Source organism: Pseudomonas sp. NC02 (assembly GCF_002874965.1).
In the GTDB taxonomy this organism is placed as follows: Bacteria; Pseudomonadota; Gammaproteobacteria; order Pseudomonadales; family Pseudomonadaceae; genus Aquipseudomonas.
This window is the reverse complement of sequence record NZ_CP025624.1, coordinates 2,332,076-2,345,841: the sequence shown is the minus strand read 5'-3', so window position 1 is coordinate 2,345,841 and position 13,766 is coordinate 2,332,076. Positions and strand designations below refer to the sequence as shown.

General features: G+C 59.1%; 22 protein-coding genes and 1 pseudogene. 14 read left to right on the top strand and 9 right to left on the bottom strand.

The window, feature by feature from the left end:
* Together C0058_RS11105 and C0058_RS11100 are read right to left on the bottom strand one after the other, a co-directional pair.
* Entirely contained in the window at positions 1 to 285 is a 285-nt protein-coding gene (locus C0058_RS11105) for a hypothetical protein (RefSeq protein WP_102368563.1), read from the bottom strand.
* Between the two features lies 1 nt (position 286).
* Entirely contained in the window at positions 287 to 610 is a 324-nt protein-coding gene (locus tag C0058_RS11100) for a peptidase M48, Ste24p (RefSeq protein ID WP_102368562.1), read from the bottom strand.
* Positions 611 to 772: 162 nt separating this feature from the next.
* Here C0058_RS11100 and C0058_RS11095 point away from each other — a divergent pair, with 162 nt between their 5' ends.
* Positions 773 to 1,009, top strand: coding sequence for a hypothetical protein (locus tag C0058_RS11095; protein ID WP_102368561.1), 237 nt, complete (start codon positions 773 to 775; stop codon positions 1,007 to 1,009).
* 113 nt (positions 1,010 to 1,122) lie between these two features.
* On the opposite strand, the gene C0058_RS11090 is transcribed toward C0058_RS11095, so the two are convergent.
* From C0058_RS11090 to C0058_RS11060, 7 genes are all read right to left on the bottom strand, one after another.
* Positions 1,123 to 1,359, bottom strand: coding sequence for a hypothetical protein (locus tag C0058_RS11090; protein WP_102368560.1), 237 nt, complete (start codon positions 1,357 to 1,359; stop codon positions 1,123 to 1,125).
* A gap of 29 nt (positions 1,360 to 1,388) precedes the next feature.
* A complete protein-coding gene (locus tag C0058_RS11085) occupies positions 1,389 to 2,270 on the bottom strand; it encodes a hypothetical protein (RefSeq protein WP_102368559.1) in 882 nt (293 codons plus the stop codon).
* A 135-nt stretch (positions 2,271 to 2,405) separates the two neighbouring features.
* On the bottom strand, positions 2,406 to 2,849 hold the full coding sequence (locus C0058_RS11080; RefSeq protein WP_102368558.1) for a RusA family crossover junction endodeoxyribonuclease: 444 nt from the start codon (positions 2,847 to 2,849) through the stop codon (positions 2,406 to 2,408).
* A complete protein-coding gene (locus C0058_RS11075; protein ID WP_102368557.1) occupies positions 2,842 to 3,561 on the bottom strand; it encodes a replication protein P in 720 nt (239 codons plus the stop codon). Before C0058_RS11075 ends, C0058_RS11080 begins: the two co-directional genes overlap by 8 nt.
* Positions 3,558 to 4,520, bottom strand: a complete 963-nt coding sequence (locus C0058_RS11070; RefSeq protein ID WP_256579572.1) for a DUF1376 domain-containing protein — start codon at positions 4,518 to 4,520, stop codon at positions 3,558 to 3,560. Before C0058_RS11070 ends, C0058_RS11075 begins: the two co-directional genes overlap by 4 nt.
* A gap of 2 nt (positions 4,521 to 4,522) precedes the next feature.
* A complete protein-coding gene (locus C0058_RS11065; protein WP_256579571.1) occupies positions 4,523 to 4,816 on the bottom strand; it encodes a CII family transcriptional regulator in 294 nt (97 codons plus the stop codon).
* Between the two features lie 17 nt (positions 4,817 to 4,833).
* Positions 4,834 to 5,022 (bottom strand): Cro/CI family transcriptional regulator, encoded by a 189-nt coding sequence (locus tag C0058_RS11060; protein ID WP_102368555.1) that lies wholly within the window; start codon positions 5,020 to 5,022, stop codon positions 4,834 to 4,836.
* An 89-nt stretch (positions 5,023 to 5,111) separates the two neighbouring features.
* On the opposite strand from C0058_RS11060, the gene C0058_RS11055 reads away from it, so the two are divergent.
* The 13 genes and pseudogenes from C0058_RS11055 to C0058_RS11005 all read left to right on the top strand — a co-directional run bounded on the left by C0058_RS11055 (position 5,112) and on the right by C0058_RS11005 (position 13,696).
* Complete coding sequence (locus tag C0058_RS11055; protein WP_102368554.1) at positions 5,112 to 5,828, top strand: S24 family peptidase; 717 nt, start codon at positions 5,112 to 5,114, stop codon at positions 5,826 to 5,828.
* Positions 5,829 to 5,871: 43 nt separating this feature from the next.
* Positions 5,872 to 6,228, top strand: coding sequence for a hypothetical protein (locus C0058_RS11050; RefSeq protein ID WP_102368553.1), 357 nt, complete (start codon positions 5,872 to 5,874; stop codon positions 6,226 to 6,228).
* A 382-nt stretch (positions 6,229 to 6,610) separates the two neighbouring features.
* Positions 6,611 to 6,802: a hypothetical protein gene (locus tag C0058_RS11045; RefSeq protein ID WP_102368552.1), complete on the top strand. Its 192-nt coding sequence runs from the start codon at positions 6,611 to 6,613 to the stop codon at positions 6,800 to 6,802.
* 66 nt (positions 6,803 to 6,868) lie between these two features.
* Complete coding sequence (locus C0058_RS11040) at positions 6,869 to 7,111, top strand: hypothetical protein (protein ID WP_102368551.1); 243 nt, start codon at positions 6,869 to 6,871, stop codon at positions 7,109 to 7,111.
* On the top strand, positions 7,108 to 7,257 hold the full coding sequence (locus C0058_RS32615) for a hypothetical protein (RefSeq protein WP_158660280.1): 150 nt from the start codon (positions 7,108 to 7,110) through the stop codon (positions 7,255 to 7,257). Before C0058_RS11040 ends, C0058_RS32615 begins: the two co-directional genes overlap by 4 nt.
* Entirely contained in the window at positions 7,247 to 7,399 is a 153-nt protein-coding gene (locus tag C0058_RS32775) for a hypothetical protein (RefSeq protein WP_168197502.1), read from the top strand. The genes C0058_RS32615 and C0058_RS32775 overlap by 11 nt, the downstream gene beginning before the upstream one ends.
* Positions 7,400 to 7,724: 325 nt before the next feature.
* Positions 7,725 to 8,528, top strand: coding sequence for a PD-(D/E)XK nuclease family protein (locus tag C0058_RS11035; protein ID WP_102368550.1), 804 nt, complete (start codon positions 7,725 to 7,727; stop codon positions 8,526 to 8,528).
* A gap of 5 nt (positions 8,529 to 8,533) precedes the next feature.
* Positions 8,534 to 8,770, top strand: a complete 237-nt coding sequence (locus C0058_RS11030) for a hypothetical protein (RefSeq protein ID WP_256579570.1) — start codon at positions 8,534 to 8,536, stop codon at positions 8,768 to 8,770.
* The gene (locus C0058_RS11025; protein ID WP_102368549.1) at positions 8,767 to 9,711 is read left to right on the top strand and encodes a hypothetical protein; all 945 of its coding nucleotides are present in this window, start codon (positions 8,767 to 8,769) and stop codon (positions 9,709 to 9,711) included. Before C0058_RS11030 ends, C0058_RS11025 begins: the two co-directional genes overlap by 4 nt.
* 5 nt (positions 9,712 to 9,716) lie before the next feature.
* Entirely contained in the window at positions 9,717 to 9,917 is a 201-nt protein-coding gene (locus C0058_RS11020; protein ID WP_102368548.1) for a hypothetical protein, read from the top strand.
* 543 nt (positions 9,918 to 10,460) lie between these two features.
* A pseudogene (locus tag C0058_RS33015) lies at positions 10,461 to 10,649 on the top strand (DNA translocase FtsK); the annotation flags it as partial.
* Between the two features lie 351 nt (positions 10,650 to 11,000).
* Positions 11,001 to 12,755 carry an AAA family ATPase gene (locus C0058_RS11010; protein ID WP_102368546.1) on the top strand — a complete coding sequence of 585 codons (1,755 nt, stop codon included), beginning with the start codon at positions 11,001 to 11,003 and terminating at the stop codon, positions 12,753 to 12,755.
* 62 nt (positions 12,756 to 12,817) lie between these two features.
* Positions 12,818 to 13,696 (top strand): phosphoadenosine phosphosulfate reductase family protein, encoded by an 879-nt coding sequence (locus C0058_RS11005; RefSeq protein WP_102368545.1) that lies wholly within the window; start codon positions 12,818 to 12,820, stop codon positions 13,694 to 13,696.
* Positions 13,697 to 13,766: the final 70 nt, after the last annotated feature.

Here is a 13,766-nt window from a genome sequence, read left to right as displayed (position 1 = left end):
TCAAGGATTCTGTGGTGGCTGGGCAGCGAAGATATGACCGCGCCTGGCCCAGGCATAAACCACCACACCTGTGTGCAACACGACGCCGAACGGGTTGATCCAGTGCCCTTGGATTGAAGTTACGAAAGCGCCGAACGCACCGATGGCCACCAGGTAAAACGCGGTGCACAGCAACGGCTGGTCAACGGGGCGAATGCGGCGAAGGTAGTCACAGGCCGCCAGGGCGACCAGGACACACAGAAGCGCGTCCACGACGCCCAGCGCGGAAACAAGGATGCTGTTCATGTCACACACCTCGCGCTGTGACGAACGCCCCCAGAGCAGCCTTGATGCCCGGGATGATGTTCATTGCCGTCAGGCCCAGCACGAAGGCTACGCCGCACAGCAGATCATCAGTCACCGCAAGCTCAAGCTTGGGGGCCAGCCAGATCGTTACCGGCTGAGTCAGGTAAACCGAGAAAAGAAAGCCAGTGGCTACAGCGGTCGCTGCCTGGCCCCGGGTCAGGTCTTTCAGGAAACCGAGGGACAGAATCGAGCCGATGAAAGCAGCCATGACCACGCCATACTTCACCAGCACAACGCTGGCGGCAGTGCTTGCTGGCTCAGCCATTGGAGGACTCCGGGGGAATAATAAGGGCCGCATGTTGGGAGGCCAAATATATGGCTATTAGCCGCCATCGCGATTAAAGTCACTTGGCTGTTATCGCAAGGCCGCTCATGAATACTCAGCGGAATAACTTGCGCTCAATTAATTCAAGCAGGAGTTTCAATTTTGACTAAGGATGAATTAGCTTTAGGCGCCACGCTTCTGGCACATACGGACGCTATTGCAGCGCTGATTGCAGTGCTAACGAATGAAGGAAAATTGCACCCCAAGCTTTTTGAAGTTGCCCTTGAGGGGGTTCAGGCAAAACACCCTGAAAAACCTGAAGGCACAAGCTTCATGGAACACCCGAACTATCAAGCTCCAATTAAGGCGTTCTTGGCCGCTACCAGGAAAGATTTCTAAAGCTTCCAGACACGCACAAAAAACCCGGCGCTTTGGCCGGGTTTCGAGAGGATTTACGCTCCGGGCGTAACTTTGCAACTTGCGAAAAAGGTATCAGAACACTCGCCAAACGGTCAAGCGTCAGACTTTACCGAGAATTTCGCAGAGTCGCTCTTACCGCCAAGACCTACTGGAACGCCAAACAACTTCTTGCCTCCAGCAACATATTCCAGGTTCCCCCCGGCCAGGTCTTGAAGCCGCGTCCACAAGCCTGCGTCATGAATAACGATGCTTGAAACCTTCCCTCCTTCGCCGGTGATCCGGTTTATCTCGTCCAGAATCTCGCCGATCACGTCGTCTTGGTCACTCACTCTGCACCTCCTGTTCAAGTCCATGAATACTACGCCACGCGTTTGGTTACGTCACCGACCCGCTGGCGTTGGCTCCAGTACTCGGTGATACGGTCCAGGTAGAGCTGGTGCCGGTGCTTGTTCTCGAACACGTCGTGGCCCCACTCATCCCGGTAGGCAGCGGCGTAGGCCAGCATTCGACGGAACCAGCGGCGCAACTGCCGCTCTCCCATCTTGCCCAGGCGGACCTGTAGGGCGATGACGGCACCAGTGCGGCGGGCTGAGTAGCTGGCGGCCCGGGCGTCGGCGACTGCATCGCGATCGTGGCGGTCCCACCGGCACCACCCGTCATGCTGCCGGCCATCCATGCGCACGATGACGGCGGCGACGGGCTGCAATGCTTTGGCGTCGAGGATGTCGACGGCCTTGGCGATGGCCGACCAGATCGGCGCCCAGTCCCTGGCCCAGTGGCTGACGTCGAGTTTGGCGCCGTACCAGTCGAGGACGAACTCACAGACGCGACCAGGCCCCCAGCCTTCGCGCCCGTACACGAACGCCTGATGACTCTTGATCGCGGCCAGGGCCATCCAGTAGGCGATTTCCCGGCGCTTTTCGGAACACTCCGGCAACTCAGCGGTGAACCAGACCAGTCCGTGCGCTATGCCCATGTCCTGACCGTTGGCGACAGGCGAGTACAGCGCGTGCCCGAAGTGCTGCAGGGGCTTGGGCAGCGTGGCGATGGCGGATTGCACCAGGCCAGAGGCGAGCATGTGCGCACACCGGCCGTTGCTGTCGAGCATCGAGGGCATGGTCTCCCCGACCACACGCCCCTTCTTGCCCAGTGCTGCCCGCTCGGCCGCCGCCGCCAGAACCGAATCACGGCCTTCGTGCAGTGCGTCCCGCCAGGCCTGTCTCGCGCTGATCAGTTTCATGGTTCTCCCCTCGATGCGTAGTTTTGCGTAGTTCGGTATTTCAGCTGCACAGCGGCATTCCGTGTCGCAGGTACAGGTTTACGGCGAGCATCACCAGGGTGCCCAGTGCTGCAATGGCGATGATCAGATAGCGGTTCATGAGCACTCCCCCACCAGCGGTACGATCCGTACGGAAACACCCGGCGTTTCACCAAAGCGCTTGCGAACGTGGAGGTCGACAACCTGCACGTCGTCGTTCCAGGTGATGCCGTTAAGTCCGTCGAATATGGATTTAACAACGTTGTCCAGATCGGGCTTCTTGGTTGGCAGAACCTCGCCGGCAAGCGCCATGGCCTTCCACTTTTTCGACTTGGATTGAGGGATGGCGCAGACGATTCGCATCTCAACCATCACGGGGCCGGCCAGAAGCGCACGCCCTGCCATTGCCTCAGTTCCAATGACGGCGACAAGCCCCTCGTAGTTGATCGTCTGGTCAGTTGGGTGCATGCGAGCAAAACCGTGCATGGTGCTCAGGCGCATGCGGCCCTTGCCTATCGCTTTGCCTGGCACGAAGAACGACACGGGCTTGAAATCAGACATGGTCGTCTCTCCGGATACCGAGCTTGGCCAGCAGCATTGCCCTGGCGGATTGGGGGTTGGCTGGGATGCCTTGGGCGATAACGAGCGCTTCGGCTTCCTGGCGGCTGTGTTCCAACTGGACCTGCTCACGTGGCCGCATGCTGTCGTGACCGATTCCCTTGGAAATGCGCCCTTCCAGCGGCTGGCCGGTCTGTGCGCGGCGCATCACGATTGCGTAGTTGCGCTCAAAGCGTTGCTTCAGCGCCTTGTCATCTGCCCGGGCTGAGCGCAGGTCGAACGTGCTGGTGGCCTCGGCAGCGATTCGCACCGCTGGGTGGCTGTACTTGCCCTGCAAGGCTTGAATCCATGCATCGGCCTCATGCGGAAGGCCCATGTCTTCGGCGGTCGGTTTGCACCAGGCAACGAACTGGCCGACGTTGGGCAGGAACGGACTGGAGGACTTTCGGGCCTGCTGGAAGCCGAAGGCCAGTTGCGCGTCGGAGTTGATACCGCCCTGGATAAAACCGGCGATCCACTCGCGCTTGGCGTTGTACAGCGCTTTGTCGTCGGTCCAAGCCTGGCGCCATGCCGGGAATATGCCCTGGAGCTTGTCGAACACGGTGTTCACGATGTCGGCGGTTTGCTTGTCGACCTTGATCGGCTGTGCAACGGGAACACCCGCCAGTGCCTGCTGTGGGTCGAGACCTTTGGTGATGTCCTGAACGGTTTTCATAGGATCGGCTCCAGTGCCCAGTCAGTGCTGGTCATGTCCAACGGTTGGTTGCTGGGGCGTTGCGGTCCGGTCATGCGGCGGTTGGCGTCGTCCTGGGCCTTGAGAAACCAGGTTCGCCATGTGGCTGGCCAATCGGCCTTGGTGCCGCCGTTACCGCGCCAGTAGTTCACGAACTTTTCGGTTTCGTTGACCAGGTGTACGGCGGGTGCACGATCAACTGCCCACTTGCGCATGTCGCCGGAGACGTTGAACGGTTCAGGCAAACGGGCTTTGCGCTTGGGTTTCGGCTCTGGTGCTGGAGCCGGTGCAGGCGGCTCCGGTTTTTCAGAAAGGGGGGTAACGGGGGGTTCTTGATCTTTAATCCCTGTCCCTGTCCCTGTCCCTGTCTTAGCCGTGTCAGGTGCGTGACCTGTCACCGTGACAGGTTCGTGACTTGTCACACCCTCTTTACCTTCGTTGAGTGACAGGTGCAGTGACCTGAGTTCGGAGGTTGGAATGTTCCAAGGAAGGACAATTCCAGCCTGTCGCAGGTCTTCAAACATGCGCTTGCGGTCGTCTCTCTCCCTTTGTTTGCGGGCCTTCTCGTTGTCCTTGACCTCTCGGTACTCGACTCGCTCGGCCCAAGCATCCATCGCTTTTTCGGTCACCACAGAGTGGTACAGGCGATCATCGGAGCATTCGACAAAGCCACGGAGCGCGCCGTTTTTTACCTTCTTCCACCCCTTAACATCACGACCAAAACCGGCGTAAGCAGCCAGCGCCGTGTCGGAATTCGGGAGAGAACCCGCGGGAATTTGGTTCCAAGAAGCACACCAAAGCATCACGGCGGCGCGAAATTCTTCTCCAGTTGCCTCAATTGCAAGATCGCTATCGCGCAATCTGTTGACGTCCAGGGGCATAAACGGCATGCCGCGAAGATCAACGTCGGCGGAAATTGGTGGCTCAGGCTTGATACCCACGGTCAATCCTCCTGCAACTGGTCAACGTTCTGGATGTGTTCCATCCAGCGCTTGGCCTGGTAGAGGATCGCTTCGATATCGCGCACGTCGAAGCACCGCATATTGGTCGGGACAATCTTCAAGTCCAGGACTGCAAGGATCAGTGCGAACTGCTCAAACTTCTCCGGCTTCATGCGGCTGATAGTCGCCTCGTCGCAACCTACTGCAAACGCAACAGGCGCATTGCCGACTGATGCAAGGCGCTGCATGAGGACGTGATTGTTCTTGCGGGCCAATACAGTTTGTTCTTGGCTCAATGGGCTCGTCGACATAGCTAGGCCACCGACTGAGACCGGCTTTCTTGGCCGGCCTTCAGTGCTCCATCTGTGAGCTTTTCCAGTTGGTACTGGCGCAACTCGGGGACTTCATCCCCCCACTGCCGCACGGCCTCATACGTGATTTTGAGAGCCCGTGCGAGCTTGGGGATGGAGCCGTAATAATCAATCGCTGTTTGGCGTTTCATGGGCACCTCCAATGCTCTTACGCCAAATTCAAGCATGCTTGTATTTAATAAGCAAGCATGCTTGGCAAGCCAACTTGTAGATTGGGCAAATGAACATCACTGATCGAATGACGAAACTTGTACTGGCACGGAAGCCTGAAACCGGCGTACGTGGCGTAAAGAGGCTGATATCCACTACTTGCGGCGTCAGTTACGAGGCTGTGCGCCAATGGTTCGCCGGGGATACCGGTAATATCAAAAATGACAACCTGCTGGCGCTGGCCCGTGGACTGGATACCACAGTCGATTGGCTGCTGGATGGTGCCGGCGACCCACCGAGGCGGCGTGCCATGGATAACGTAGTGATAGGCGACTTCTCCCGACAGCAACGGGACGACGAGATTGATATCCCCCAATATGACGTGGTGGGATCAATGGGGCCTGGCCAGGTCCTGCCAAAGGAATACATCGAGACGGTCCGCAACATCACCGTTCGCACTGAGTACCTACGTGAACAGGGCATCACCTACACCCATGGCGATAACCTGTCGGTGATCACTGGATTCGGCGAAAGCATGGGTGCCACCTTTTCCAGCGGTGACCCACTGATCGTTGACCAGGGCATCAATGAAGTCGTGGTTGACGGTGTCTACGTGTTCACTCTGGACGGCATGCTTTACATCAAGCGCCTGCAACGCCTGCCGAAGATGCTGCGCATGATTTCGGATAACGAGACATTCCCACCTTACGACATCAAGGGCGCCGAACTGGAAAGCATGATCATTCATGCCCGCGTGCTGCTGGCCTGGAACGCAAGAAAGCTCTAACAGGAACTGCTGGAGACACTGGTCGAAAAATGGAATGAACTCGATGCAGATAAAACTATTGAAACCACTGGCGATTACACTGGCGTTGTCGTCAGCAACCCTCATCCCCCAAACGTCCCAAGCAGAAACCAAGTTTGCAATCAGCGGTATTGGTGCATCGTCTTGTGGGAAATTCATGAAACCGCCGAAAGGCCAAAAAGAATTTTCAGACGCTCTGACCGTCACCTGGTTACAGGGGTATCTCAGCGGGACGAATACTCAGCGCTACATCGAATCTCAAAAAGCGATGAAGGTTCAGCCAGACAGCGAGTCAATGACCGCTTTCGTTGAAAAATTCTGCCGCGATAACCCATTAAAGACCGTCTACGACGCCGCCATTTTGCTCGATTTGAGCTATTAAACGGCACGAAATCAAAAACCCGCCACTGAGCGGGTTTTTTTTCGCCGACAGGAAAATACACAAGTGAACTTGCATATCGAATACAAGCATGCTTTTATAAGTGCAAGTCGGCTTGCATATCCGACCCCGCTCTTTAGTCCCACCGCTTCAACTGTTACGCGATCAGGCACAGCGAGCCCTGATCCCTGGGGGCCTCCCCCAGTCCGGCGCGGCAGGGCCGGTAAGTGGAGTGTCAGTGAAGGCTGACTGTCGGGCCCCGAAGGCCCCCGAGAAAGTAATCGCCCAGTCCGCAGGTGGCGTGTAACAGCGGCCAGCAACACCGGAACCTTTCACTGATGCACCTGGCGACGGGTGCATTGGGAAATCAACCGGAGCAATAGCCATGAACGAGCAACAAGCAGCAGAACCAGTCAAGTGCACCTACTGCGGCAAGCCAGCGGATCCCGTAGTTAAGCGGGAGATTCATGACCGCACACGCTGCCAATTCAGCAACCGGCAAGTGCTTCGCACCCGCGAATTGCCGTTTTGCAGCAAGGAACACGGCAGCAACTACCAGATGGGTTGCGAAGGCTGACCACATCACCTCTGCCCATTCCACTGGGTAGGCAGACGGATGTAATCACCGCCCTGGAGGCCTGCCATGTTCGATAAACACGCAAAAGAGATGTTCGATGAACAGCTCGAGTCGGCAAAGAAGTGGCCGGCCAGCAGTAAAGATCAAGCTGAAATCTGCTTTGCCTACGCCCAGGGGATGGCGTGTTACGCGCTGATCCGGGGTGACATCGGTCACGAAGAATTCGCCCGACTGAACAACAGCATCAAGGCTGTGCGACTCAACCGGACAGCGAAAGAGATTCGCGAACAGCGGTTATCGGCGGCATGAGCGCCTATGACATATGGCTTGATCCGCCGGACGAGCCAGACGAACTAATCGATGCCGACATCGATGTCGATTACGAACCTGAACCTGTTGGCGATTACCGCTCAGACGAACGCCAAATCATGCTGGAGCAGCGTTATGACCAATAAATGTGTGGCAGTCATCGCCACCAGCCACACCGCCATTGCCAAAGCCCTGCTCGCTCAGGGCTTTTTTTTGGTCGCTGATCTACCTAAACCCGTCCGCCTGGAACACACACCGCGCGGCATGCTGATAGCGAGGGTGTCATGACAATGATTTGCAGCAAGTGCAACAGGTTCGGCATCCACTGGGTTGGCCCATACGGCAACCTAACCGGCACCAAATGCCCTCATTGCGGCGGCGAAAACTGCCAAGAGGACGTGCAGCCCGTTGATCAATGCCCGGAATGCGGCAGCGAGGCATGCAACGGCGCGTGCTTCGGTGACGACATGATGGGGGCATCGGGGTGACCACCCGCCAGCGGCACCGGCGGCGCGCCATCCGCTGGACCTCGGCCATCGTTGGCCTGACCTTCCTGACCATCGTTCTCTTGGGCCCCGCAATCGGCGGCCTGATCACTCAATAGGTAAAAGCCATGTCCGTCACAACCGTGCGGGCCTCATCGTGGGGTTCGCTGTTCGACTGCGCCTATAAATGGGAGTGGATACACATCCTCGGGCACCGGTCACCGAGCAGTGGCCGTGCCCACCTCGGCACCGCGATCCACGCCGGCACCGCGGCGTTCGACGTTTCCCGCATGAACGGCAGCGACCTTTCTGCCTACGACACCGCCGAAATGCTGCTGCATACGCTGCGCAATCCGGAATACGACGTGAACTGGAAGGCAGACGGCCTGACGCTGAACGATGCCGAGCGTATCGCCCTGCCCCTGCATACCAGGTACTGCAACGAAATCAGCCCGCGCTATGAGTTCGTTGCCGTGGAGCGCACCGCCAAGCCGCTAGATATCGACTGTGGTGGCGGCATCGTCATTCGGCTGACCGGCCAGCTCGACCGGGCGCGGATCTGCAAGACCGGTGACGGCAAGGGCATCGCCGACGTAAAGAGCGGCGGCGCCGCGGTCGTTGACGGTGTGGCCAAGACCAAAGGCCACAGCCCACAGATCGGCACCTACGAAATCCTTGAAGAACACACCACCGGGGAGCCCTGTACCGCCCCGGCCCACATCATCGGCCTGAAAACCCGGGGCAAGCCCGAGACAGGCATCGGCGAGATACGCGGCGCCAAAGAAATGATGGTCGGCAATGAGCAATTCCCCGGCCTGATCCAGATCGGCGCCGAAATGTTCCGCACCGGCCTGTTCCCACCCAACCCGCAGAGTTTCCTGTGCAGCGCGAAGTACTGCCCGCGCTGGTCCGTTTGCCCCTACCACGAGTAACCACCATGACTACCACACCAGCAGTGAACAACAAGATGCTGGGGCGCGACCTGTACTTGCGCCTCACTGACCCGACCGGAAAGCACGACCCGGTCATCAACTGCCACCGCGTGTACGACCGGGAGAAATTCCACGCCGCGCAGGTGAAGTTCTACGAACACCCCAAGAATGAGGCGGACAAGCGCCTTGTCTCCATCGCTACCGAGGCCGAATACCTGGCCTCCCGCAAGGTGAAATCATGAGCGAGACCACCACCCTGGCAAAGATGCAGACCAGTGCAGTTGCCGCGCCAAAATCCGACGCCCCTATGTCGCTGCTAACCGGCTCCGGCTTCGATCAACTGCAGCGTGTTGCCAAGGCGCTGTGTGCCTCCACCCTCGTGCCTGCGCAGTACCGGGCTTTCACTGAGGTGAAGTCATACGGCAAGGTCACCGGCCACACGCCGAACCCCGCCGGGCTGCCCAACTGTGTGGTAGCGCTGAACATGGCGATGCGCATGGGCGCCGATCCACTGATGGTGATGCAGAACCTGTACGTCATCGAAGGTCGGCCGAGCTGGTCCAGCCAATTCATCATCGCCGCGATCAACAGTTGCGGCCGTTTCAGCCCGCTGCGTTTCGATATCAGCGAGCCCAGCAAAGAAGAAGTGGTGAAGTACAAGGCTGTGGTCTGGAAGAACGACAAAAAGACCGAGGAACAGCGCGAAACCACTATCCAGCACCGCACCTGTCGCGCCTGGGTGATCGAGAAAGAAACAGGTGACCGCCTGGACGGGCCAACGGTGTCCATGCAAATGGCCATTGATGAAGGCTGGCTGACCAAGAACGGGAGCAAGTGGCAGACCATGCCGGAAATCATGCTGCGATATCGAGCGGCCAGCCTGTTCGGACGCCTGTATGCACCGGAGCTGCTGATGGGTTTGCAGACGCAGGAAGAAGTGCGGGACTTCATCGATGCGACACCCGACGAAGCTGGCAACTACACCGTCGACGTGAACGACCTACGCAACAAAGAACCCGAAGCGCCCGCGATCATCAACGACGACGATGACCAGGACGATGTAGCAGATAACGCCGAAAACGTTACAGAACCGGCCGATTCCGCAACAGATAAGGCCGAAACCGCAACAAAAACCGCTGAAACCGTTACTCCCGCCGACACCAGCGGCCTGCTGGTGGAGTAACCACCATGACCTCTCAATCAGTCCTGGATATCTACGACAGCATTGAGGAATTCGCCGCGATCCTGGTCTCCGCTGAGCTGCACGCCAGCGGCGGCTGGGAACTGGAATTCGTCGAGAACATTCGCGCCAGCTTCAAGCGTTACGGCGCCCACACCAATCTGAGCCCCGCTCAACAATCGAAGCTTGAGCGCATCGCCAAGCACTGAGGGTTTCCAATGAAGACTGAACACCGCGACATCATTGACCGTGCCCGCCTGGCGGGTTTGCCGCCGTCCTACCTGGCGCATGAGCTGCTGGTGCATGACCTGGTCGAAGCCGGTCTGTTTGAACTGAAAAACCTGCACTCACCTTACGGCAAGCTGAACGAAGGCCAGCAGCAGGAAGTCATCGACCGCCTGACGGAAGCGGCTGAAAAGGCGGTGCACAACGCCATTTCAATCATCAGCTCTCGCAACGTCTCGACCATCGAAGTCACGATGAAAGAGGTCAAGTTCAACTCCAAACAGCTGACGCTGACATCGATCGTTGATGCGAAAGACCCGAACCGGCACGACCTGATCGACAGCGCCGGCCGGATCTGCCTGTTGGTGATGGCCCCGGATGACTATAACGACGGCCTCGACTTCATCCAGCCGGATCGCGACCAGCACGACCTGCCCCTACACGTCAGTGACCTGACCGGCAGCCTGTTCCCCGCCGGCGGTACCGGGCCAGATGAACCGGATGGCGATGAAGTGTTCGTCGGCCACGACCAAGACCCTCTGTATGTCGAGGCCGTGCAATACGTCACCGAGACACGACGCGCCAGCATCAGCGCGGTTCAACGCCAACTCAAGATCGGCTACAACCGCGCCGCCCGCATGATCGAATGGATGGAAGCCCAGGGCATCGTCACGCAAATGAATTCTAACGGCAGTCGGGAAGTAATGGCGCAGGCCCAGAAAGCCGCGCCAAGCGATGACGATATTGTCGATGCGGGCCAGCCCGGCGACTTCGACGAAGTGCACGACGTTGGGCAAAACCCGGCGGTCTTTGAAAAAGAATTCGGCGAGTTCACCTACGACGACGCGGCCCAGCTGATCGTCCTCAAGGCAGCCGAAGGCTTCGGCATCGACTGGATGCAAAGCCGCCTCGCTATCAGCAGCCAGCAAGCTGAAACCCTGCTGCTGCGCCTGATCGACAACGAAGTGGTCGAGCTGGTCGCTGAGGGCGACACCTGGACCGAAAACACCTACAAGGTCATTGCCTCCCTGGAAGACCTCGGCCAAAACCTGAGTGTGGAGTAAGCCATGCGTATCGAAACCATCTACGTCGAGAACTTCCAGGGCTTGCGCAGCGCAAACCTGGACCTGACTACCGCGCCCATCACCATGGTGTGCGGCCTGAACGGCGCCGGTAAGTCCAGCCTGAAAGAGGCCATTGGCCTGGCGCTGGGCGAGTCTGCACGGATCGCCCTCAAGAAGGACTACGGCCAACTGATCACCGAGGGTGAAAAGAAAGCCCAGATCATCATCGGGCACGACGGCGTGGCCAGCAGCATCACGCTGCCCAAGGGCACGCTTGAGCGCAACGATATCGAGGGCCAGGATTACCTGCCCTACGTGCTGAACCCCGAAGCCTTCGCCAACCTGGACGATAAGGCGCGCCGGTCCCTGCTGTTCGCCCTGACCAAGTCCAGCGGCAAGCCGCAGGTGGTGGTGGAAAAACTGGTCGCCCGGGGCGCCGACGCTGCCAAGGTCGAGAAGATCAAGCCCCTGTTGTTGCGGGGCTTCGGCGCTGCAATGGATGAGGCCAAGACCTACACCGCCGAAAGCCGGGGCGCCTGGAAGGCCATCGCCGGCGAGAACTACGGCAGCGAAAAGGCCGAAGGCTGGATGGTCACCATCGACCCACTGCCCGAGGGTACGCCCGAAGTCACCCAGGATGATTTGACCCAGGCCCAGGCGGATCTGGCCGCTGCTGCCGCTGAAATCGAGAAAGGCAACCAGCACCTGGGTGGCTTGAACGCCAAGCGCCAGGCCACCGCCAGCGCGGCAAAGCGGAAAATTGAACTGGCTGAAGCGTTCGCGCTGCTGCCCCGGGCCCAGGCCAAGCTGGATACCACCGAAACCGAGCTTAAAAAGTGGGATGAGGCGATTGCGAAAGGGTTCGAAAAGGTCGAGGCCTACGACGGTGAAGCGTCCTGCGAATGCCCGAGCTGCCACGTCAAGTTGAAGGTGGCCGGCAAGTCGGTTGAGTTGTTCACCGGAAAGACGGCAGACAGCAAGAAACTGGCGGAAGCCCAGTCAGAGCTGAGCAAGGCCCGCGAGGCAAAAGCCCTGATGGACCGCACCAAGATCAACGACTTGGCGGCGGTGCAGAAGGCTGAACAGGCTGGCCGTGACCTTGAAGCGCTGAACGCCACCGCCGGCGAAGACGTGACCGACGCCATGGTAGAGCGTGTCGAGAAAGCATTGCTGGTGCAGCGCAATACGCGGGACAGCGCCAAGGCCAAGGTGGAAATGATGGCCGAGCGCCTGGACTTGATCGCCGGCGCCCACAAGCGCGGTACCGAGGCGGCCAAGCACCACCAGGACGTGAAGGACTGGACGCTGATCGCCGCAGCTCTGGCGCCGGACGGCATCCCCGGCGAAATTCTGGCCGGTGCCCTGGAGCCAATCAACACCAGCTTGGCCACCCTGTCGGCCACCGCCGGCTGGCCAAAGGTAGCCATCAGCACCGATATGGCAATCACCGCCAATGGCCGCCTGTACGCGCTGCTGTCGGAGTCGGAGCGGTGGCGCTGTGACGCGCTGATCGCCCTCACCATCGCCATGGCTTCCGGTTTGAGCCTGGTGCTGATGGATCGCTTCGACGTGCTGCTGCCGGCGGTTCGCGCCCAACTGCTGGGGATGCTGCTCAACCTGAGCAAGGCCCACGGCATACAGGCAATCATATGCGGATCACTGAAAGAGAAGCCCACCAAGCTGCCCGCCGACTTCCAGGTGGTCTGGATCGAGAACGGCACCGCCGGCGGCGACGTCCAGTTGCAGAAAGCCGGCTGACACAGCAACCAGCAACACCACCAGGCGCCTACGGGCGCCTTTCTTGTGCCTGGAGAAAACCCATGAATCACTACCGACTTCGGGGGACTACCGTTGTCAGCTTCTCCGGCGGCCGGACCAGTGCCTACATGCTGTTCATGGTGCTTCTGCATAACACGGCAGAGGACATTGCTAAATACCTGCTGATAATTTTTGCCAACACCGGCAAAGAGCATCCCGCCACGCTGGAATTTGTCCGTGCGTGCGCAGATCGGTGGGCGGTACGCATTATCTGGCTGGAGTTTCGCGACGATGACACAGGGTTTGCGGTGGTGGATTACCACACCGCCAGCCGCCAGGGAGAGCCGTTCGAAGCCCTGATCAGAAAACGGAAGTACTTGCCCAACCCTGTGACCAGATTCTGCACCATCGACCTGAAGATCCGCATCATCCACAAGTACCTGCGCAGCCTGGGCCTTTCGACCGAGGAGTCGCCGGTGGACATGATGACCGGCATTCGCGCCGACGAGCCACGCAGGGTGGCGAAGATTCGAACCCGCAAAAGCACCAGTGAAAGCAAATGGGCCTCGATGGCCATGCCGCTGGCTGATGCCGGTGTCGGCGTTCAGGACGTGACCGACTTCTGGGCTAGCCAAACATTCGACCTGATGCTGCCGACGATCAACGGACGCACGCTCGAAGGTAACTGCGACCTTTGCTTCCTGAAGGGTGCCAAGCAGGTCTATTCAATCATCGCCAGCGACCGCGATGAACCGATCCGCAAGGGAGATTGGTGGGCGCGCATGGAAAGCTCAGTGGTGTCCGGCGGCAAGTTCACCGGCGACGGCGACCGCTTCCGCAGCGACCGCCCAAGCTATCAGCAAATGATTGACTACTCCGACACCCAATTCGACATGTTCGCCGACCACGACGAGGCAATCGACTGCTTCTGCGGCGATTAACCCGAAGCCCCCCATAAACGCACCTGCCAGGTGGCGTGACCCCGCCACACCTTGCGCCGGCGTCCGCTGG